At 58.5% G+C, this 12,492-nt stretch carries 19 protein-coding genes; 3 read left to right on the top strand and 16 right to left on the bottom strand.

Annotation, left to right across the window (positions count from 1 at the left end):
- Positions 1-67 precede the first annotated feature (67 nt).
- On the top strand, positions 68-634 hold the full coding sequence (locus AB4N73_RS07165) for a hypothetical protein (RefSeq protein ID WP_236169782.1): 567 nt from the start codon (positions 68-70) through the stop codon (positions 632-634).
- Here the strand turns inward: AB4N73_RS07165 and AB4N73_RS07160 are convergent.
- The 16 genes from AB4N73_RS07160 to AB4N73_RS07085 form a co-directional block, all read right to left on the bottom strand.
- Complete coding sequence (locus AB4N73_RS07160; protein WP_210555653.1) at positions 631-1,026, bottom strand: phage tail terminator-like protein; 396 nt, start codon at positions 1,024-1,026, stop codon at positions 631-633. The two genes, AB4N73_RS07165 and AB4N73_RS07160, sit on opposite strands and share 4 nt — an antisense overlap.
- Complete coding sequence (locus AB4N73_RS07155) at positions 1,023-1,598, bottom strand: HK97 gp10 family phage protein (protein WP_401186931.1); 576 nt, start codon at positions 1,596-1,598, stop codon at positions 1,023-1,025. Before AB4N73_RS07155 ends, AB4N73_RS07160 begins: the two co-directional genes overlap by 4 nt.
- Entirely contained in the window at positions 1,598-1,957 is a 360-nt protein-coding gene (locus tag AB4N73_RS07150) for a hypothetical protein (protein ID WP_064361197.1), read from the bottom strand. The genes AB4N73_RS07155 and AB4N73_RS07150 overlap by 1 nt, the downstream gene beginning before the upstream one ends.
- Before the next feature lie 3 nt (positions 1,958-1,960).
- On the bottom strand, positions 1,961-2,350 hold the full coding sequence (locus tag AB4N73_RS07145) for a protein singed (RefSeq protein ID WP_460143150.1): 390 nt from the start codon (positions 2,348-2,350) through the stop codon (positions 1,961-1,963).
- 40 nt (positions 2,351-2,390) lie between these two features.
- A complete protein-coding gene (locus AB4N73_RS07140; RefSeq protein ID WP_460143149.1) occupies positions 2,391-2,975 on the bottom strand; it encodes a hypothetical protein in 585 nt (194 codons plus the stop codon).
- Positions 2,976-3,024: 49 nt separating this feature from the next.
- Complete coding sequence (locus AB4N73_RS07135; protein WP_047297589.1) at positions 3,025-3,993, bottom strand: major capsid protein; 969 nt, start codon at positions 3,991-3,993, stop codon at positions 3,025-3,027.
- A gap of 12 nt (positions 3,994-4,005) precedes the next feature.
- Positions 4,006-4,716: a hypothetical protein gene (locus AB4N73_RS07130; protein ID WP_460143148.1), complete on the bottom strand. Its 711-nt coding sequence runs from the start codon at positions 4,714-4,716 to the stop codon at positions 4,006-4,008.
- An 85-nt stretch (positions 4,717-4,801) separates the two neighbouring features.
- Positions 4,802-5,170 carry a hypothetical protein gene (locus AB4N73_RS07125; RefSeq protein ID WP_460143147.1) on the bottom strand — a complete coding sequence of 123 codons (369 nt, stop codon included), beginning with the start codon at positions 5,168-5,170 and terminating at the stop codon, positions 4,802-4,804.
- A 48-nt stretch (positions 5,171-5,218) separates the two neighbouring features.
- On the bottom strand, positions 5,219-6,262 hold the full coding sequence (locus tag AB4N73_RS07120; protein ID WP_460143146.1) for a phage head morphogenesis protein: 1,044 nt from the start codon (positions 6,260-6,262) through the stop codon (positions 5,219-5,221).
- On the bottom strand, positions 6,255-7,670 hold the full coding sequence (locus AB4N73_RS07115) for a DUF4055 domain-containing protein (protein ID WP_460143145.1): 1,416 nt from the start codon (positions 7,668-7,670) through the stop codon (positions 6,255-6,257). The genes AB4N73_RS07120 and AB4N73_RS07115 overlap by 8 nt, the downstream gene beginning before the upstream one ends.
- An 8-nt stretch (positions 7,671-7,678) precedes the next feature.
- On the bottom strand, positions 7,679-9,166 hold the full coding sequence (locus AB4N73_RS07110; protein ID WP_460143144.1) for a terminase: 1,488 nt from the start codon (positions 9,164-9,166) through the stop codon (positions 7,679-7,681).
- A gap of 1 nt (position 9,167) precedes the next feature.
- Positions 9,168-9,767 carry a hypothetical protein gene (locus tag AB4N73_RS07105; RefSeq protein WP_131671980.1) on the bottom strand — a complete coding sequence of 200 codons (600 nt, stop codon included), beginning with the start codon at positions 9,765-9,767 and terminating at the stop codon, positions 9,168-9,170.
- 8 nt (positions 9,768-9,775) lie between these two features.
- Positions 9,776-10,051 (bottom strand): hypothetical protein, encoded by a 276-nt coding sequence (locus AB4N73_RS07100; RefSeq protein ID WP_460143143.1) that lies wholly within the window; start codon positions 10,049-10,051, stop codon positions 9,776-9,778.
- Positions 10,052-10,108: 57 nt separating this feature from the next.
- On the bottom strand, positions 10,109-10,609 hold the full coding sequence (locus AB4N73_RS07095) for a DUF2514 family protein (protein ID WP_460143142.1): 501 nt from the start codon (positions 10,607-10,609) through the stop codon (positions 10,109-10,111).
- Positions 10,606-10,944, bottom strand: coding sequence for a hypothetical protein (locus AB4N73_RS07090; protein WP_310219762.1), 339 nt, complete (start codon positions 10,942-10,944; stop codon positions 10,606-10,608). Before AB4N73_RS07090 ends, AB4N73_RS07095 begins: the two co-directional genes overlap by 4 nt.
- Entirely contained in the window at positions 10,944-11,315 is a 372-nt protein-coding gene (locus AB4N73_RS07085; protein ID WP_460143141.1) for a chemotaxis protein, read from the bottom strand. The genes AB4N73_RS07090 and AB4N73_RS07085 overlap by 1 nt, the downstream gene beginning before the upstream one ends.
- A 407-nt stretch (positions 11,316-11,722) precedes the next feature.
- On the opposite strand from AB4N73_RS07085, the gene AB4N73_RS07080 reads away from it, so the two are divergent.
- Both AB4N73_RS07080 and AB4N73_RS07075 read left to right on the top strand, forming a co-directional pair.
- Entirely contained in the window at positions 11,723-11,959 is a 237-nt protein-coding gene (locus AB4N73_RS07080; protein WP_460143140.1) for a hypothetical protein, read from the top strand.
- Between the two features lie 150 nt (positions 11,960-12,109).
- Positions 12,110-12,352, top strand: a complete 243-nt coding sequence (locus tag AB4N73_RS07075; RefSeq protein ID WP_310219756.1) for a DUF6555 family protein — start codon at positions 12,110-12,112, stop codon at positions 12,350-12,352.
- Positions 12,353-12,492 lie beyond the last annotated feature (140 nt).

Below are 12,492 nucleotides of genomic sequence, written 5' to 3'. Positions count from 1 at the left end.
CTGTAGAACAGATGAACTTTCATCGCTTAGGATCGAGCCCTTACTTACGGAATAAGGGATAGCGCTGATGGATGCCGATACCTGGAAGCTTGTTGTCGATATCTCACAAGCCTCTGCAGCAATCGCTGGCGGACTGTCAGCAGTCTTCGCAGGATGGGCAATTCGGAAGGCTTCGAAAGATCGCAAGAACACCCATCTTTTGAATCATGCGAAGTCAAGCTTGGAGCGAGCATTTTCGGCCTTATGCGAGGGAACACCCGCTGGAAGGCCGCCGGCTCCTGATCGACTTGCTTGGCTGACATGCGCTCGACTGATTGAGGAGTACAAATCAACAAAATGCTTAATTAAAGAAAAGCTGACTCTGAGAGAGTGTGAAAGTCATGAGGAGCATTGGAGGCACCAGTTTTTCCTCCGGCTCGAACCACTTGGGCAAATGACTCAGGAGTATTACAGCAACGGTTTGAACGGTGTCGAACTCCACAAGGCATCAGCAATAATCGTTCATGCCTTCTCTGAGTGGCCAGAAGGAAAAGCGGACACACTGGATAAATATCGCGGTGGCGCAGACGCTGCAAAGAAACTGGGAGTATCACCTCGCTGGTTTGCGCTTCGCCAATATTGCGGACTGCCTTAGCCGGCGCGAAACCGGATGTTGACGTTGATTTGGTAGAAGCCCTCGAACTCGCCGGCGACCACTTGGCTGGCCTCCATGCATTCAAGGTCGCCGGACATCCAGTAGGCGAAGTGCGCTTCGAGCGCGTCGGCGAGTTCGTTGATGGCCTTGGTACCGGTGCGCTCGCGGGCAAAGCATTGAATGCTGATCTGCCCGGGCTTGCGGGTATGCGGTCGGTCGGCCATGCCTGCCATGAATGCCGAGGCGTACTGGATATTCAGGCGGCACCAGAGGCCGGTAGCCGGCGGCGTGAACACTTCCGGCTGATTTGGGTAATCGATCCGCGCCTGTTCAATGCCAGTGAAGGCCACCATGCGCGCGGTGATCAGCGCTCTGATCTGCTCGAAGGTCATTTGTATGCCTCGGATACGCCGATGAACGCGAGGTCATAAACCCCGCCGGGCGCCTGCGTGGAATGCCCCAGTTCCAGCATCTCGCCGTAGGGGCTGTTCGTTTGGATGTAGATGACGGGAAACTGGCCTGATGCCTTGATGAGCATGCTCCCCTTGCTGATCGTTTCGCGGCCGGACGGGTCGATGTTGTCGGTCACGGTCATGTCGGGCGCGCCGATCGATACCAGGTGACTGCCTCGGAACGTTCCGCCGATGTAGCCCTTCCCCGCTGCCTGCGCTTTGACGAAGTAGTTCTCTTCGCGCTCGCGCTTGGTCAGCTTCTTGAAGGCCCGGCCACCAGTGCGCGCCGCGTTGCGGGCGTCGACGTTCGCGTCATAGGCATCCGCCAACGCCACGTTCTTCGTGCGCAACGCCACGTTGGCCTGCCACAGGTCAGGGTTGCCCACCGGCGAGCGGTTCACCACCTCCGTGAGCATGGCGGTCGCGATGACGCGCGCCATCTGGGTGATGTCCTCGCCAGCCTGATCGGCGAAGTCCGTGAGGCTATGGCTCCACCCCGCCTTGTTCGTCATCAGACTTTCCTCAGCTGGATCTCGTAGTGGGCGCCGGCCGGGTCGGTCTGGACGTTGACCACGTCGAAATCGTTGATCTTGTGACCGATGTCCGGTACCCCGCCGATCGTTTCGTTGGTCAGAGCGATCAGCAGTTGGTCGGTGGCGCGGATGTTCACACCGTCGACCTGAGCAATCTTGAAGGCGTCGAACACGCCCCGGCCGGTGTAGGCGATGACCACAGGATCGCCCGCCACCTCATTGACCGGATCCCACGTTCCCGGCAGCGTCACGCCGCCACTGAATGGCTTCACGGCGTCCGCCAGATCAGTGTCGAAGGCCTCGGCCAGATCCGCCTGGATCTCTTCACGTAGGCCCATGAGTCACCTGTACACGTTGAAGCTGAAGCCGCTGACACGCCATGGCGCGAGCAGCCCCAGCGCGAACTGGACGCCATCGGGCAGCGCAGTGGATTTGCTGGTGTCGATCGAGGCGAACGTCTTACTGGTGGTCACCGATCCGGCTTTTACCGTCTTAGCTTCCAGTGATCCCTCGGTGTGCTGCTGGTACAGCTTGCCCTCGGAGGCGACAACTGCCAGCTCGGCGCCGGCTTGCTTCACCTCGTCGGGAATGGCGTCCATGTCGACGCCTACCAGGTTGAGCGAGGTCATATAGGCATTCGCCTGCAGCACGGCGCGGGCCTTCTTGTCATCTGGCGCCCATGAAGGCCCGAGCTCGGCGTCAACGTCCGCCACGGTGATGTAGGTAGCCATCAGGCCTCCGCTTGAATAAGTGGGGCCGAAGCCCCCGGTATTACTGGTTGGCCTTCAGCAGAGCGAGCAGCTCAGGCTTCGAGTCGTTGACCTTGTAGCCAACACCCTTGGCGTCGAGCTGTTCCTTGATCTGCACGACGGTCAGTTCGTCGAGAGCTGAGCCATTGTTCTGCGATGCAGGAGTCAGCCGCGCGACGTCTTCGCGGAGCGATTCAACTTCACCCAGCAGTTCATCACGCTTGCTCTTCAGCGAGGCGATGCCTTCGTGAATGGAGGTCAAGGCATCGAACAGGCGAATCGGCAGTTCGCCGGTGCCAGGATGTTCCAGTGGAGCGAGACCCTCGGCCGCTTCGATCAACAGCACGACGCTGTCGCGCTCTGCATTCAACTTGTCGATCAGCTCCTGCAGCGCTGCGCCATCAACACCGCCTTGGCCGTCGATCACCAGGACCGGCACCGGAGCTGCCTGTCGCAGTGTCACTTCAGGCGCATCAACAGCTTCACCCTCGCGGTCTTCGGTGACGTTCGCGTCGACGATGCGCAAACCGTATTCCTTAGCCAGCTCTTTCACGTTTTCCCGATACTGGTGGAACGGGCCGGGCAGATACCAGATTTTGTTGCTCATGATCATGTCCTCGCGGAACCGGGCACGCAGCCCGGCTCAGCAGTCAGGGTTACTTGGAGGCGTCACCGATCAGAGCCACACCGGCGGTGTGCTTGATGCTGGTGGCGGTCTTGTCCCAGTTGGTGCCGGTCGCCAGCTCGGCATCAGTCGGAGACTTGCCGCCGGCGGTGGTATCCCAGGTGTAACCCTTCAAGCCCAGACCAAAGGTGTAATCGGTCTGAAGCGTGGTCTCGATGCGCTCCTTGCCGTTGGTGGTCTGGACGTTGCTGATGATGTCCCGACCGTCGTGCACCATCGCCGCGCCCTGCACTAGGGACAGAACGATTTCCTTGTTCGGCGTACCGGTCTGCATGAGCGCCGGGGCGTCGGTGACAACCGAGATCTTGCCGAGGATGTCCACCACGCGGACGTTGCCGGCCTGGAACAGCTGCTCGCTGTTGGTGAGCGCCTGGCCGACCAGCTTATGGTAGGTGGTGCCCTGCATGATCTGGGTGACCAGCGACTGACTTGCATCGCCGAACTTCGCGTGAGCGTTGTTCAGTGCCGCTTGGCTGATGCCGGCGGTTGCAGAGACGTCATTCACGGCCGCTGCCTGAGCAGTGATGGCGGCGACCAGTGCAGCGATTGCGGTGTTCAACTGATCCTTCAGCAGGATCTCGGCGAACGCACGCGATGCCACTTCGATGCCCTGCGCGGTTGGGCGCTCCAGCCAGGTCATCTGCGATGGCTCGTAGCGGATCGGGCCGAAACCGCCGGCCACCTTCACCGAGGAGTTTTTCAGCTCGGTCAGGTCGGTGATCGGTGCGGCGCCGTTGGCGGCATAGCGATCGACGCGGCGCTGGGCGGCAGCCAGGGTCTGGAAGAACGACTCCTGGAGGAAGTCGCCAGTGAAACCGTCAGGCGACAGCAGGATGGCGCCACGGCTGGCTGCGTTGAACGCGACCAGCATCTGATCCAGCGTCTCGATGGTCGCCGGCATTACGTATTCGTTGAAGACCTGCATTTGCGACAGGGACATGAGTGATTTTCCTTATTTCTGAGGGAGGTCTGGGAACCGGCTCGCGATTGCGGCCTGTCGTTCCTCTTTGGTGCCGCCGATGTTTCCTTTTGCGGCCCCGCCGCCTTTCCCAGCACCGCCGGCCCCGCCGCCGGATGCCTTGCTGCCAGCGATCAGCGGGCCAAAGGCCGGATCGTTGGTAAATTCTGCTTTCAGCTCGTCCAGCGTTGCCGCCGAGAGCTTGCCGGCCGCGTCCAGCACGACGACGGTTGGTTTGCCGTCGCGCTGCTCAACGCTGAGCCGGCGTTCGATGTGGGGAAGCAATGCCTTGGAGCTACCCGGAATGGCCAGAGTGGTCGCTATCTCGGTAGCGGTACGACCCACGGTCAGATCCCGGATCTGGCCTTGCAGGGTGTTGCGCTCCGATTCCAGCGCACCGGTCAGCTCGGCTTCCCGGCGGTTGTATTTCTCGGACCAGCTTTGCTCGAGCTCTTCCACGTTGCCGGACTTACGCGCAGCTTCTTCACGATCACGCTGCGCTTGCTCTTCAGCTTCGCGCTTCAAGCGCTTTGCCTCTTTGGCCTCATTGAGGAGTGTGCTGAGTTGGTTTTTCAGCCCTGATACATCTTCAGGCTGAGGCAGACCCTCGATGCTCAAAACGAACTTGCCGTCCTTTTCGACGTACATGGATTGAACGGATTCGTCGACGCCTTCGAGGCTGTCCAGTTGGAATTTCAAGGTCATTGCTGTCTCCCAGAGACGTTGAGCAGGCCCTGCCTGCGGGCATAAAAAAACCGCCACATGGGCGGTTTAGAATGGTTCGTATGAATTATTGCGGAAACAGGATGCTCGACTTGCCCGTGCAAGTAGCAATGATCGCTCTTGCCTTGGCATCAGACTGGAGGACACTTTTGAACTTACCGACGCCTTCGACGCTGTAAATGAAATCAATGCCTTCTTCAACAAAATCAAGATCGAATGACTTTAGTATTTCAAAGTGGTCTTCGTCCGAGTACGGTCTGATTTCGGAAATGCGCCTATCTGAGTCGCCGTTTTTACCCTCGACAACAATTTTTTCGCCGGTAATTACGCCGAGCCCCATCGGGCCAAGATTTGCGATTTTTTTTTCGCTGGCATAAACCGCCAAGGCCCATTGAAGATCCATACCTTTTAGATCGTTAAGATCTTTCTCGATCATTCCCTTGTTCGCCACTCGCTTATCCTCGTAAAAGTTAAGTGATTTAAGCTAACTCTTAAGCTTTTCGAAAGCTAGCGGCTCGCGCTCACGCAACTGCTGAAGGGTCAGCGTCTTGCCGTTTCCGTCGATGAACTTATCGAGGGTCAACTCACCCTTGCTGAAAAGCGCATACCGGTTCGGCCCGAGAATATCGCGCTGAAAGGCCGCCGGCTGACGAGCCAGCCATTCCTGATAGCTCGTCTTGCTCGATACCAGTGTCACGCCATCAGGGCCGATTGAGGGCCGAGTCGAACCCTTGATCTCGCGGGCAAACTCTTCCGTCAGAACCGGTATGAGCGTCGTGCGGCAGCCCCAGTGATACGGCGGCTTCGGCCCATCCAGCGGGATCACCGTCTGGTCGACGCTCATGCAGAAGAGCGTGGTCTTCGAGTCCGGGGTAGCCACCCTGCGCATTCCTGCGAGGATGTCGTCGTTCGCCTTCAGCGTCTCCACCCGCGCCGTGCTGGCGATGTGGTTGGTCATGGTGCGAACCAGTGCGCCAGCCTGATCTTGCTGCAGCTGGTGAATGCTGGTCAGGCGCCGACTGATCTGCTGGCTAGTCTCGCCCAAGCTCGAACCGATCTGAATCTCGCCGATGATCTCGGCGGCCTTCTTGGTTCCGAACTGGTCGAGTGCGCCGCTGATGCTGATGCGCTGAATGCCCTTGCGCGCTTCGAGCTGCAGCGGATCAGCCAGAGCTGCGGCGGAGATAATCTCGGCTGATGGCACATTGAGCTGAACCACCGCACGGACAACCTTGCCCAGCATCGTCGCGTTGAACTGGGCCTCGTAGGTGGCGAACTCGCCGAGGTCTAGCTGAGCGCGCCCTTTAAGATCGTCGTAGATGCCCCGCAAGTCGCCCTGAAGCGTTTCGATCTGAGTGTTGTACCGACGCGTACCGTAAGCGCTCAGGCCGTCCGACACGCGCTGCTTGGCGGTCTTGATTGCTTTGCTGATGAACGACGCCACGCGCTTCAGGTTTCCGCCTGCATACCGCTGAACGTAAATCTGGTGACGCGTGGCGGCGTCCTCAAGAAAGCCTTCGTTACTCATCGTTTCCGCCTACCGGTGGCGCGCTGGCCAGCTCTTCGTCAATCTTCTCGTCGGTGCGATCTGCCTCAATCACGCCGCCCTGACGCAGGTTCACCCGGACATCAGACTTCGCAATGAAGCCCTGCTGCCACAGTTGCACCTGGGCGAGGATGTCTTGCGCGGTCATTGTCTCGTCAAAGAACGACTGGTTGAGCCAGAACACCGTGCCCTTCTCGTCTGGCGCATCCATCATGAAGCGCTCGGCGTCGAGGATGGCTCGCTTCAGGGCCTCGGATACGTTGCCGGCGATCGTGCCCAGCACACTGTTGTCCGAGCTGTACCGGATTCGAACAGCCTCTGCAGTCTCGGCGCCGCTGCCCTTCTGGACGACACGGGCGCCGATCATCAGCATCTGCTCTTCCTTGTCCTTCATCAGGGTGCGGGCGAGTTGGGTTTCAGTGGCCTGCAACATGACCGCAGACCCGGACTTGCCAAGGTTGTGCCCGCGACGAGAGCCGATGTGCATCCCGTTCGGATTGAGTCTCGCGAACTCGTCGGCATCTATGCTGGTGGTGATGAAGAGCGTCGGCTGGCTGCTGATGAAACCGCTCTCCTCCACCGTGGCGCTATTGCCGTAGTGCAGGATGTTGACGTCGGCCAAGTCTTCCAGCGGAGACTTGTCGATGCTGGCGTCGTTGTTCTGGGCGCCGTAGAAGCTGAACGGGATGTGATCGAATGGCTGGCCGGCCTTATCGGTAGGCTGCGTCTCCTCGACGCTTTCCTCGCCTTCCTTGTAGACACGCTGAATGTATCGCCCATCGACTAAGAGCAAGACCCGGTTCTGCTTGTACGTCTCGCGGGACAGATCGGTAGGGTTGAACTCAGAAACACATTCCCGCAGGCTCACGTACACCAGACGCTTCACGCCATCGATCACCTGCTCGTCCCAATCAATGATCGACATGGCGTCGTAGTGGTGGATCAGAGCGCGCTTGGTTGCCAGATCGGCCATCGAGCTGACACCGCTTTCAGTGGCCACGGCTGGGAAGTCGACCAGAAAGCCGCCTCGCCCGCTGTCCAGGCATTCGCCAACCGATTCTTTCGACAACTGCTCAAGGCTGGTGCCGTCTCCGCTGGCGTTCTCCTTCAGGTACTCCACCGCAGTCGGCAGCGAGAGTTCGGCAGTTTTGCGAAAAACCGCACCCATCAAGCCGGTGCGCGTGCGACCGGTGATGTTGAGGAACATCGCCCTCTTCTTGTACTGCTTGTACCGAGCCAGATTCTCCGGTGATTTGTTTTCCGGGTCTGGCATTGGCAGGTATTCGTCGTGCTTGCGCACCTCTCGCGCACCGGCGACGCAGCGTTTCACCAACTGCCAGCCAGGCAGGGCTTGTGCGTACTCTGCCCGGGGAGTGCTGAAATTCGCCATGGATGGCCTCAGAAGCTGAATGTGACAGGAATGTGCGTGACTGCTACGCGCTTGCTCTTCGCGACTGCGAAGTAGCGCCATGCATCAGCAGGGTGAGACGCCCAGTCATGCAGCGGCCGGTCTTTCCAGCAGCCCTTCTTGTCGTCCCACTCTTTGCGGTAGTTCTCGAGCGCAGTGATGCCTTCTTCGCACTTCGCCTCGTCAAAGGCGCAGTTAGCGAGGATCTCCCGCGCCTGGTCGATGCCGTCGTCGACGCCGATCTTAGGCACGACCTGGAACGTCATGCGGTAGTGCTGGCCGTCGATCTCGTAGCCTTCGCGCGCCATTTCCCGGCGGGTCTTGGCATCGCTACCGAACTCGCGGTTGTCGATGTCGTGCGGCCCCCAGTGCTCGGAGTAGGTGTAACCCTTGTCCTTGAGCACCTTCATGTAGTGCCGCAGGCCTTCCCCGCTGTTCTGGTAGAAGTCGATGACGTGGTACTCGTTGCCGACCTGACGCACGAACCAGATGGCCGTGGAGTCGCCGACGCCGATGTCCCAGAAGGTCATCACCGGCAGGTGGCTGTTGTCTGGCAGCGTGCCGATGCGCTGAGCGGCATACAGCTTGGTGAACTGCTGGGCGTAGTAGGCGCCCTCGATCGACTGCTGGAAGGCTTCGGCGGGGATCGACGGGTATTCCCGCTTCATGTCGTCGCCGAGGGTCTTCTCCTTGGCGGCGTACCAGGCGCGCTGCCCCGGGTTCGTGTCGATGCCATGCTTGGCGAACAACTCGTTGAAGTAGTCGGTCAGCCGCTGCGGGATGATCGCCTCGGCCGGATCGAGCCAGTAGGCTTTGTTCTTCCACCAGCTGAAGAAGAAGAACTTCCAGTCCAGCTTGCCGAGCGGCGTGCCTGACAGCAGCTGTTTCTCCGCACTCTGCGAGTACTCGAAGAAGTAGCCGGCCCGGCCTTCCGCCGTCGATTCAATCGTGACGAAACAATCGGTGGCCACCGCCTCAAACGCGCCGGTGACGATCTCGCGCGCCTTGTGCGGAAATTTGGCGCAGATCTTCCCGAACTCTGAGACGTGCAGGTAGCGCAGCGTGCCGCCCCGGAACGAGGTGCTGACATAGAGCGAGCCGCCCTTGCTGAACACCAACTCACCGGCAGCGTCGTTGCTCGCAGGGTTCGCGGCGCGGATCTCTTTCGGCAGGTTGTCGTAGGCGTACTTCACCTTTTCCCGGAACAGGCGCTTGGCGTCGTTCAGGGTGTGAGCGATCAGTGCGCACTTCGCCGACTCGAAAAGAGCGGCGTCCAGCTGGATGATGCAGCACTCAGTTGTAAAACCGAGCTGCCGAGCCTTCAGGATGATGTTCCGGGTGTGCATCCCGTCGAAGTATTCAATCTGCTCATCCGTCATCCGGAAGCGGACTTTCTTGCCCTGCTTGTCGGTGATGAAGTAGAGATTGTTCAACCGCCAACGCTTATCCCGGAGCAGCTTCATGTGCTCGGGCTTCATGTCAGGCGTCCTTCGATAGTTCGTCCATCATCTTCGAGAGTTCGTCGGCTTCGTCCGTCTTCTCCTTCTCGTCCAGGCTGTATGCCTGACGCTCCAGAACCTGCAGGTTTTTCATTGCAGAGGAAAGCTGGAACAGTGTTTTCGAATTGCTGGGCAGCGAGACGGCGGCGAGCATAGAGGCGCGGCGCATACCGTTGTTGTCTTCGGAGGTCTCGGCCTCGATGTCTTCTTCGATCTCTTCGCGGCGCTGGATGGTCGACAGCAGATCATCCATCAGCAGGTTCGCAAGATTCGTCGCCTTGCGAATATCGCGCCGGTGACTTCGAACCACCCGTGCGCCTTCCTCGGCGGCCTCTTCGATGATCTCGGCGTCCAGTTCGCAGTTCGCGCCTTGGTCGTTGCGAACCTCTCCGCGAACCAGCTTGCTGCGAACCTCTTTGCGTACCTGATCAGAAAGGTCTCTTGCCCACCCAAGGGCTTTGGCCTTCTTCCTGATCGCGGTGTCGCTCACGCCTTGGCGCTCAGCGATTGTTCGGATGGAAAGCGAACCTGCCCGGTAGGCTCGTTCGATCGCCTCCCAGTCGGGTTGCTTGGTTGTCATGGGGAATCCTAATTGGTGACCTTCTGCAGCCACTCTTCAATGATGCGCTGCACTACCGGCTCGGTGAGGATGGTGGAAGGCTGCTTGCCGTCGATCACTGACTGGATCAGTGCGCGCGGGATAACGTGGCCGCCGTCACTGGCTGCCACCATCAGGTGAGGACGATGGTCCGCAAGATGCTGAATCTCGGCCGGCTTGAACGCCTCGCATCGCACACAGCTACCACATCCCGTGCCGAGCCGCATGTCGCCTCGGCAGGTTGGATTCGTACGCCCGTGAACCATGAACTTCTCCTTGTGGTGTCGCGACACAATTTGCACTCTCGCGAAACGTGTCGCGACCTACTTGCTCTTCTGTGCAGCGGCGTATGCAGCCTCACACGCAAAGCCGGCTATTCGGCTTCGGTCAAGCGCTTCTGCCAGTCTTCCCGCTTCTTCGTCAGCGCTTCTACGCAGGTCGGCGAGCAAAACGGTAAGGTCGGCTCTTGCCTTGCTTCCGCTGGCAATCTCGGCAGCACAGGGCTGTCGCTTGGCAATGAGGTCGGTGATTTGCTGCTGCAGGCTGCGAGCCCGGTTATCAGCAGTAACAACGGCAGCCGACACATGCTCAGTTTTGGCTTTCGCATCGTCGGAGACTCGATTGATGTCATTGGTGATCTCACGCTGGATGCGGAGTGTGTGGGTGAGCGAATTTACGCGGGCGGTCGCGGTGTCGAGCTCGGCGGCGATGGCTGCTCGATCGTCCTTCACGCTATCGAGACGCAGCGATAGATAACCGACAGCTGCGAGCGACGCCAGCACTACCCACACCCACGCAGGAACCAGCTTCAGCAACGCGTTCACGGGGTCTGCCGCTCTACGGCTTCGTTGACCTTCTCCGCTGCCTTGCTCGCGGTATCGGCTGCCTGGACTGCTGAGTTCGATGCCTCTTGCACCTTTACTGCCGCGTCCTGCGTCTTCTCGGCCAGGCTGTTGAGGCGAACGTCTCGTTTGCCCAGCGCTGCGTCGTAGGCTGCGCGAACTTCGGCGAGCTGCTTCGTCTGTTCACTACTGGCTGACCACACACCAGCTTGGAAACCGAGGATCAGGCCGCCGGCCAGCAACAGCGCAGCTATCAACCATACCTCTGCCCGACGCCACCAGCGGCGAGCGATGAATTCCATAGCGCATCTGTCCATCAGTTGATGCCTCCCAGCTTGGTACGCAGGCGGGCGATCTCTTCGCTCTGCGAGGTAACCGTGGCGGTGAGCTGTACGACTTGGCTGGTGAGGGCTTCGATCTTCCCCTCCATCCGCCCTACTGCTGCGGCGAGCTCGTTGCGCTCTTTGGCGAACTGGTCAGCGCGGGCTTCGGCCTCTTTTCGCGCAACACGCTCGGAGTCCAGAAGCTCATTCAGCCGGCGAAGCGTGAAAATGTCGGCGTTATCCATCGCCCTGTCAGCAGCATCCTTCGAGAGGAATTTACGCAGCCAAAGGAAGCCGGCCAGCAACACGGTTCCGGTACCGCCCAGCCAGGTAGCTGTGCCTGGGCCGAGGTCAGTAGGATCCATCGCAACTCCAACATGAAAAGCTGACCCGTCAGGCCAGCGCAAATAGGTCGGCGTCCGCTGCACTCCCAGCTGGGAGCAATGGGCGTGGGAGCCGAATAAAAAACTTCTGTCCACTCATGACAAACGATACAAGGGATCTAAGTTTGTAGAGGTTTTATGTATTAATCGGCACGAACAGTTCACATTATTAGAAATAAATTGTGCCGGAAGTTAAACATTGTTTCGTAGGCGATTGTCGATGCACTACGACAATTGGGGAGTATCTCGGAATATCACGCTAGGTTTCCCTTTCCGATCATCAGTCATCATTTGCGATACCCACTAATAAAGTTCATAAAATGGAGCGAATAGGAAAATTTGGGTGCCGGCAGGCAATCAGGGATGCCGGTCAGAAGAGCGAAGAAAAGATGAAAAATAATCCGAGCACGACATCAGCGTGGCATATAGCCACCGACCGCAGCAGCGCGCTTTTCAAAGAGGCGGATCGGCTGAACGCTATTGCTTACGAGCTTCTAACTCATGCAGGGGACTCACCCGAAGCAATGATTGAATTTCAGAACGCAAGGGCCGCAGCCGATGCTAAAACGCTTGAAGGCAAAAAAGCGTGGGATGAGGCTCGCTCTATCTTCAAGAAAAACCATTAATCCGCGGCTGTAAATATCCTCTCGCGGATCGATGCGCCAAGGTATTTACGAATAAATGTGCTACTGCGTCGTATTTAAAAAATTTGATAATAACTTGAATTTCCGTGATCCCGTGAACTCACTTACCAATGAGCAAACGGAGACATACCCATGAGCACCACATATTACGTCGAGTACTTACTCCGCGGAGAGTCAAGAACTTTTGTTATTCGCACGAGTACGATGAATAACGCAGAAGCATGGCAATGGGCTAGCTGCGACGCGGGACTTGTTCCGATACCTAAGCCTGGTCGACCGCCACTAAAACGGGTCTCAAAACCAATGGCAGAAAGGTTCGGCCTCACTGATGTGAAATGGCGCGAATCGGCTGTAGTCACTTGGGACGAGGATTAAACGCCCGTCATTCAGCAGCCGAAACATCTCGCTTGAAATAGGCAATGCTTAAACCACAAAAAAGCCCGACGCAATGGCCGGGCTGCTATCCAATCCTGAAACACGCAGGAATGACAGGATGGGTGAATCATGCGACATGG

Source organism: Pseudomonas sp. S3_B08 (assembly GCF_054667725.1).
The sequence above is the reverse complement of the archived record's forward strand: the minus strand, read 5'-3'. Positions and strand labels throughout refer to the sequence as shown.

Excerpts from the sequence above, each read along its gene's own strand:
- AB4N73_RS07135 (WP_047297589.1), bottom strand. The coding sequence starts at position 3,993 with ATGTCCCTGTCGCAAATGCAGGTCTTCAACGAATACGTAATGCCGGCG.
- AB4N73_RS07085 (WP_460143141.1), bottom strand. The coding sequence starts at position 11,315 with ATGGATCCTACTGACCTCGGCCCAGGCACAGCTACCTGGCTGGGCGGT.
- AB4N73_RS07150 (WP_064361197.1), bottom strand. The coding sequence starts at position 1,957 with ATGGGCCTACGTGAAGAGATCCAGGCGGATCTGGCCGAGGCCTTCGAC.
- AB4N73_RS07110 (WP_460143144.1), bottom strand. The coding sequence starts at position 9,166 with ATGAAGCCCGAGCACATGAAGCTGCTCCGGGATAAGCGTTGGCGGTTG.
- AB4N73_RS07165 (WP_236169782.1), top strand. The coding sequence starts at position 68 with ATGGATGCCGATACCTGGAAGCTTGTTGTCGATATCTCACAAGCCTCT.
- AB4N73_RS07090 (WP_310219762.1), bottom strand. The coding sequence starts at position 10,944 with ATGGACAGATGCGCTATGGAATTCATCGCTCGCCGCTGGTGGCGTCGG.
- AB4N73_RS07120 (WP_460143146.1), bottom strand. The coding sequence starts at position 6,262 with ATGAGTAACGAAGGCTTTCTTGAGGACGCCGCCACGCGTCACCAGATT.
- AB4N73_RS07140 (WP_460143149.1), bottom strand. The coding sequence starts at position 2,975 with ATGAGCAACAAAATCTGGTATCTGCCCGGCCCGTTCCACCAGTATCGG.
- AB4N73_RS07080 (WP_460143140.1), top strand. The coding sequence starts at position 11,723 with ATGAAAAATAATCCGAGCACGACATCAGCGTGGCATATAGCCACCGAC.
- AB4N73_RS07125 (WP_460143147.1), bottom strand. The coding sequence starts at position 5,170 with ATGATCGAGAAAGATCTTAACGATCTAAAAGGTATGGATCTTCAATGG.
- AB4N73_RS07160 (WP_210555653.1), bottom strand. The coding sequence starts at position 1,026 with ATGACCTTCGAGCAGATCAGAGCGCTGATCACCGCGCGCATGGTGGCC.
- AB4N73_RS07075 (WP_310219756.1), top strand. The coding sequence starts at position 12,110 with ATGAGCACCACATATTACGTCGAGTACTTACTCCGCGGAGAGTCAAGA.
- AB4N73_RS07115 (WP_460143145.1), bottom strand. The coding sequence starts at position 7,670 with ATGGCGAATTTCAGCACTCCCCGGGCAGAGTACGCACAAGCCCTGCCT.
- AB4N73_RS07155 (WP_401186931.1), bottom strand. The coding sequence starts at position 1,598 with ATGACGAACAAGGCGGGGTGGAGCCATAGCCTCACGGACTTCGCCGAT.
- AB4N73_RS07145 (WP_460143150.1), bottom strand. The coding sequence starts at position 2,350 with ATGGCTACCTACATCACCGTGGCGGACGTTGACGCCGAGCTCGGGCCT.
- AB4N73_RS07100 (WP_460143143.1), bottom strand. The coding sequence starts at position 10,051 with ATGGTTCACGGGCGTACGAATCCAACCTGCCGAGGCGACATGCGGCTC.
- AB4N73_RS07105 (WP_131671980.1), bottom strand. The coding sequence starts at position 9,767 with ATGACAACCAAGCAACCCGACTGGGAGGCGATCGAACGAGCCTACCGG.
- AB4N73_RS07130 (WP_460143148.1), bottom strand. The coding sequence starts at position 4,716 with ATGACCTTGAAATTCCAACTGGACAGCCTCGAAGGCGTCGACGAATCC.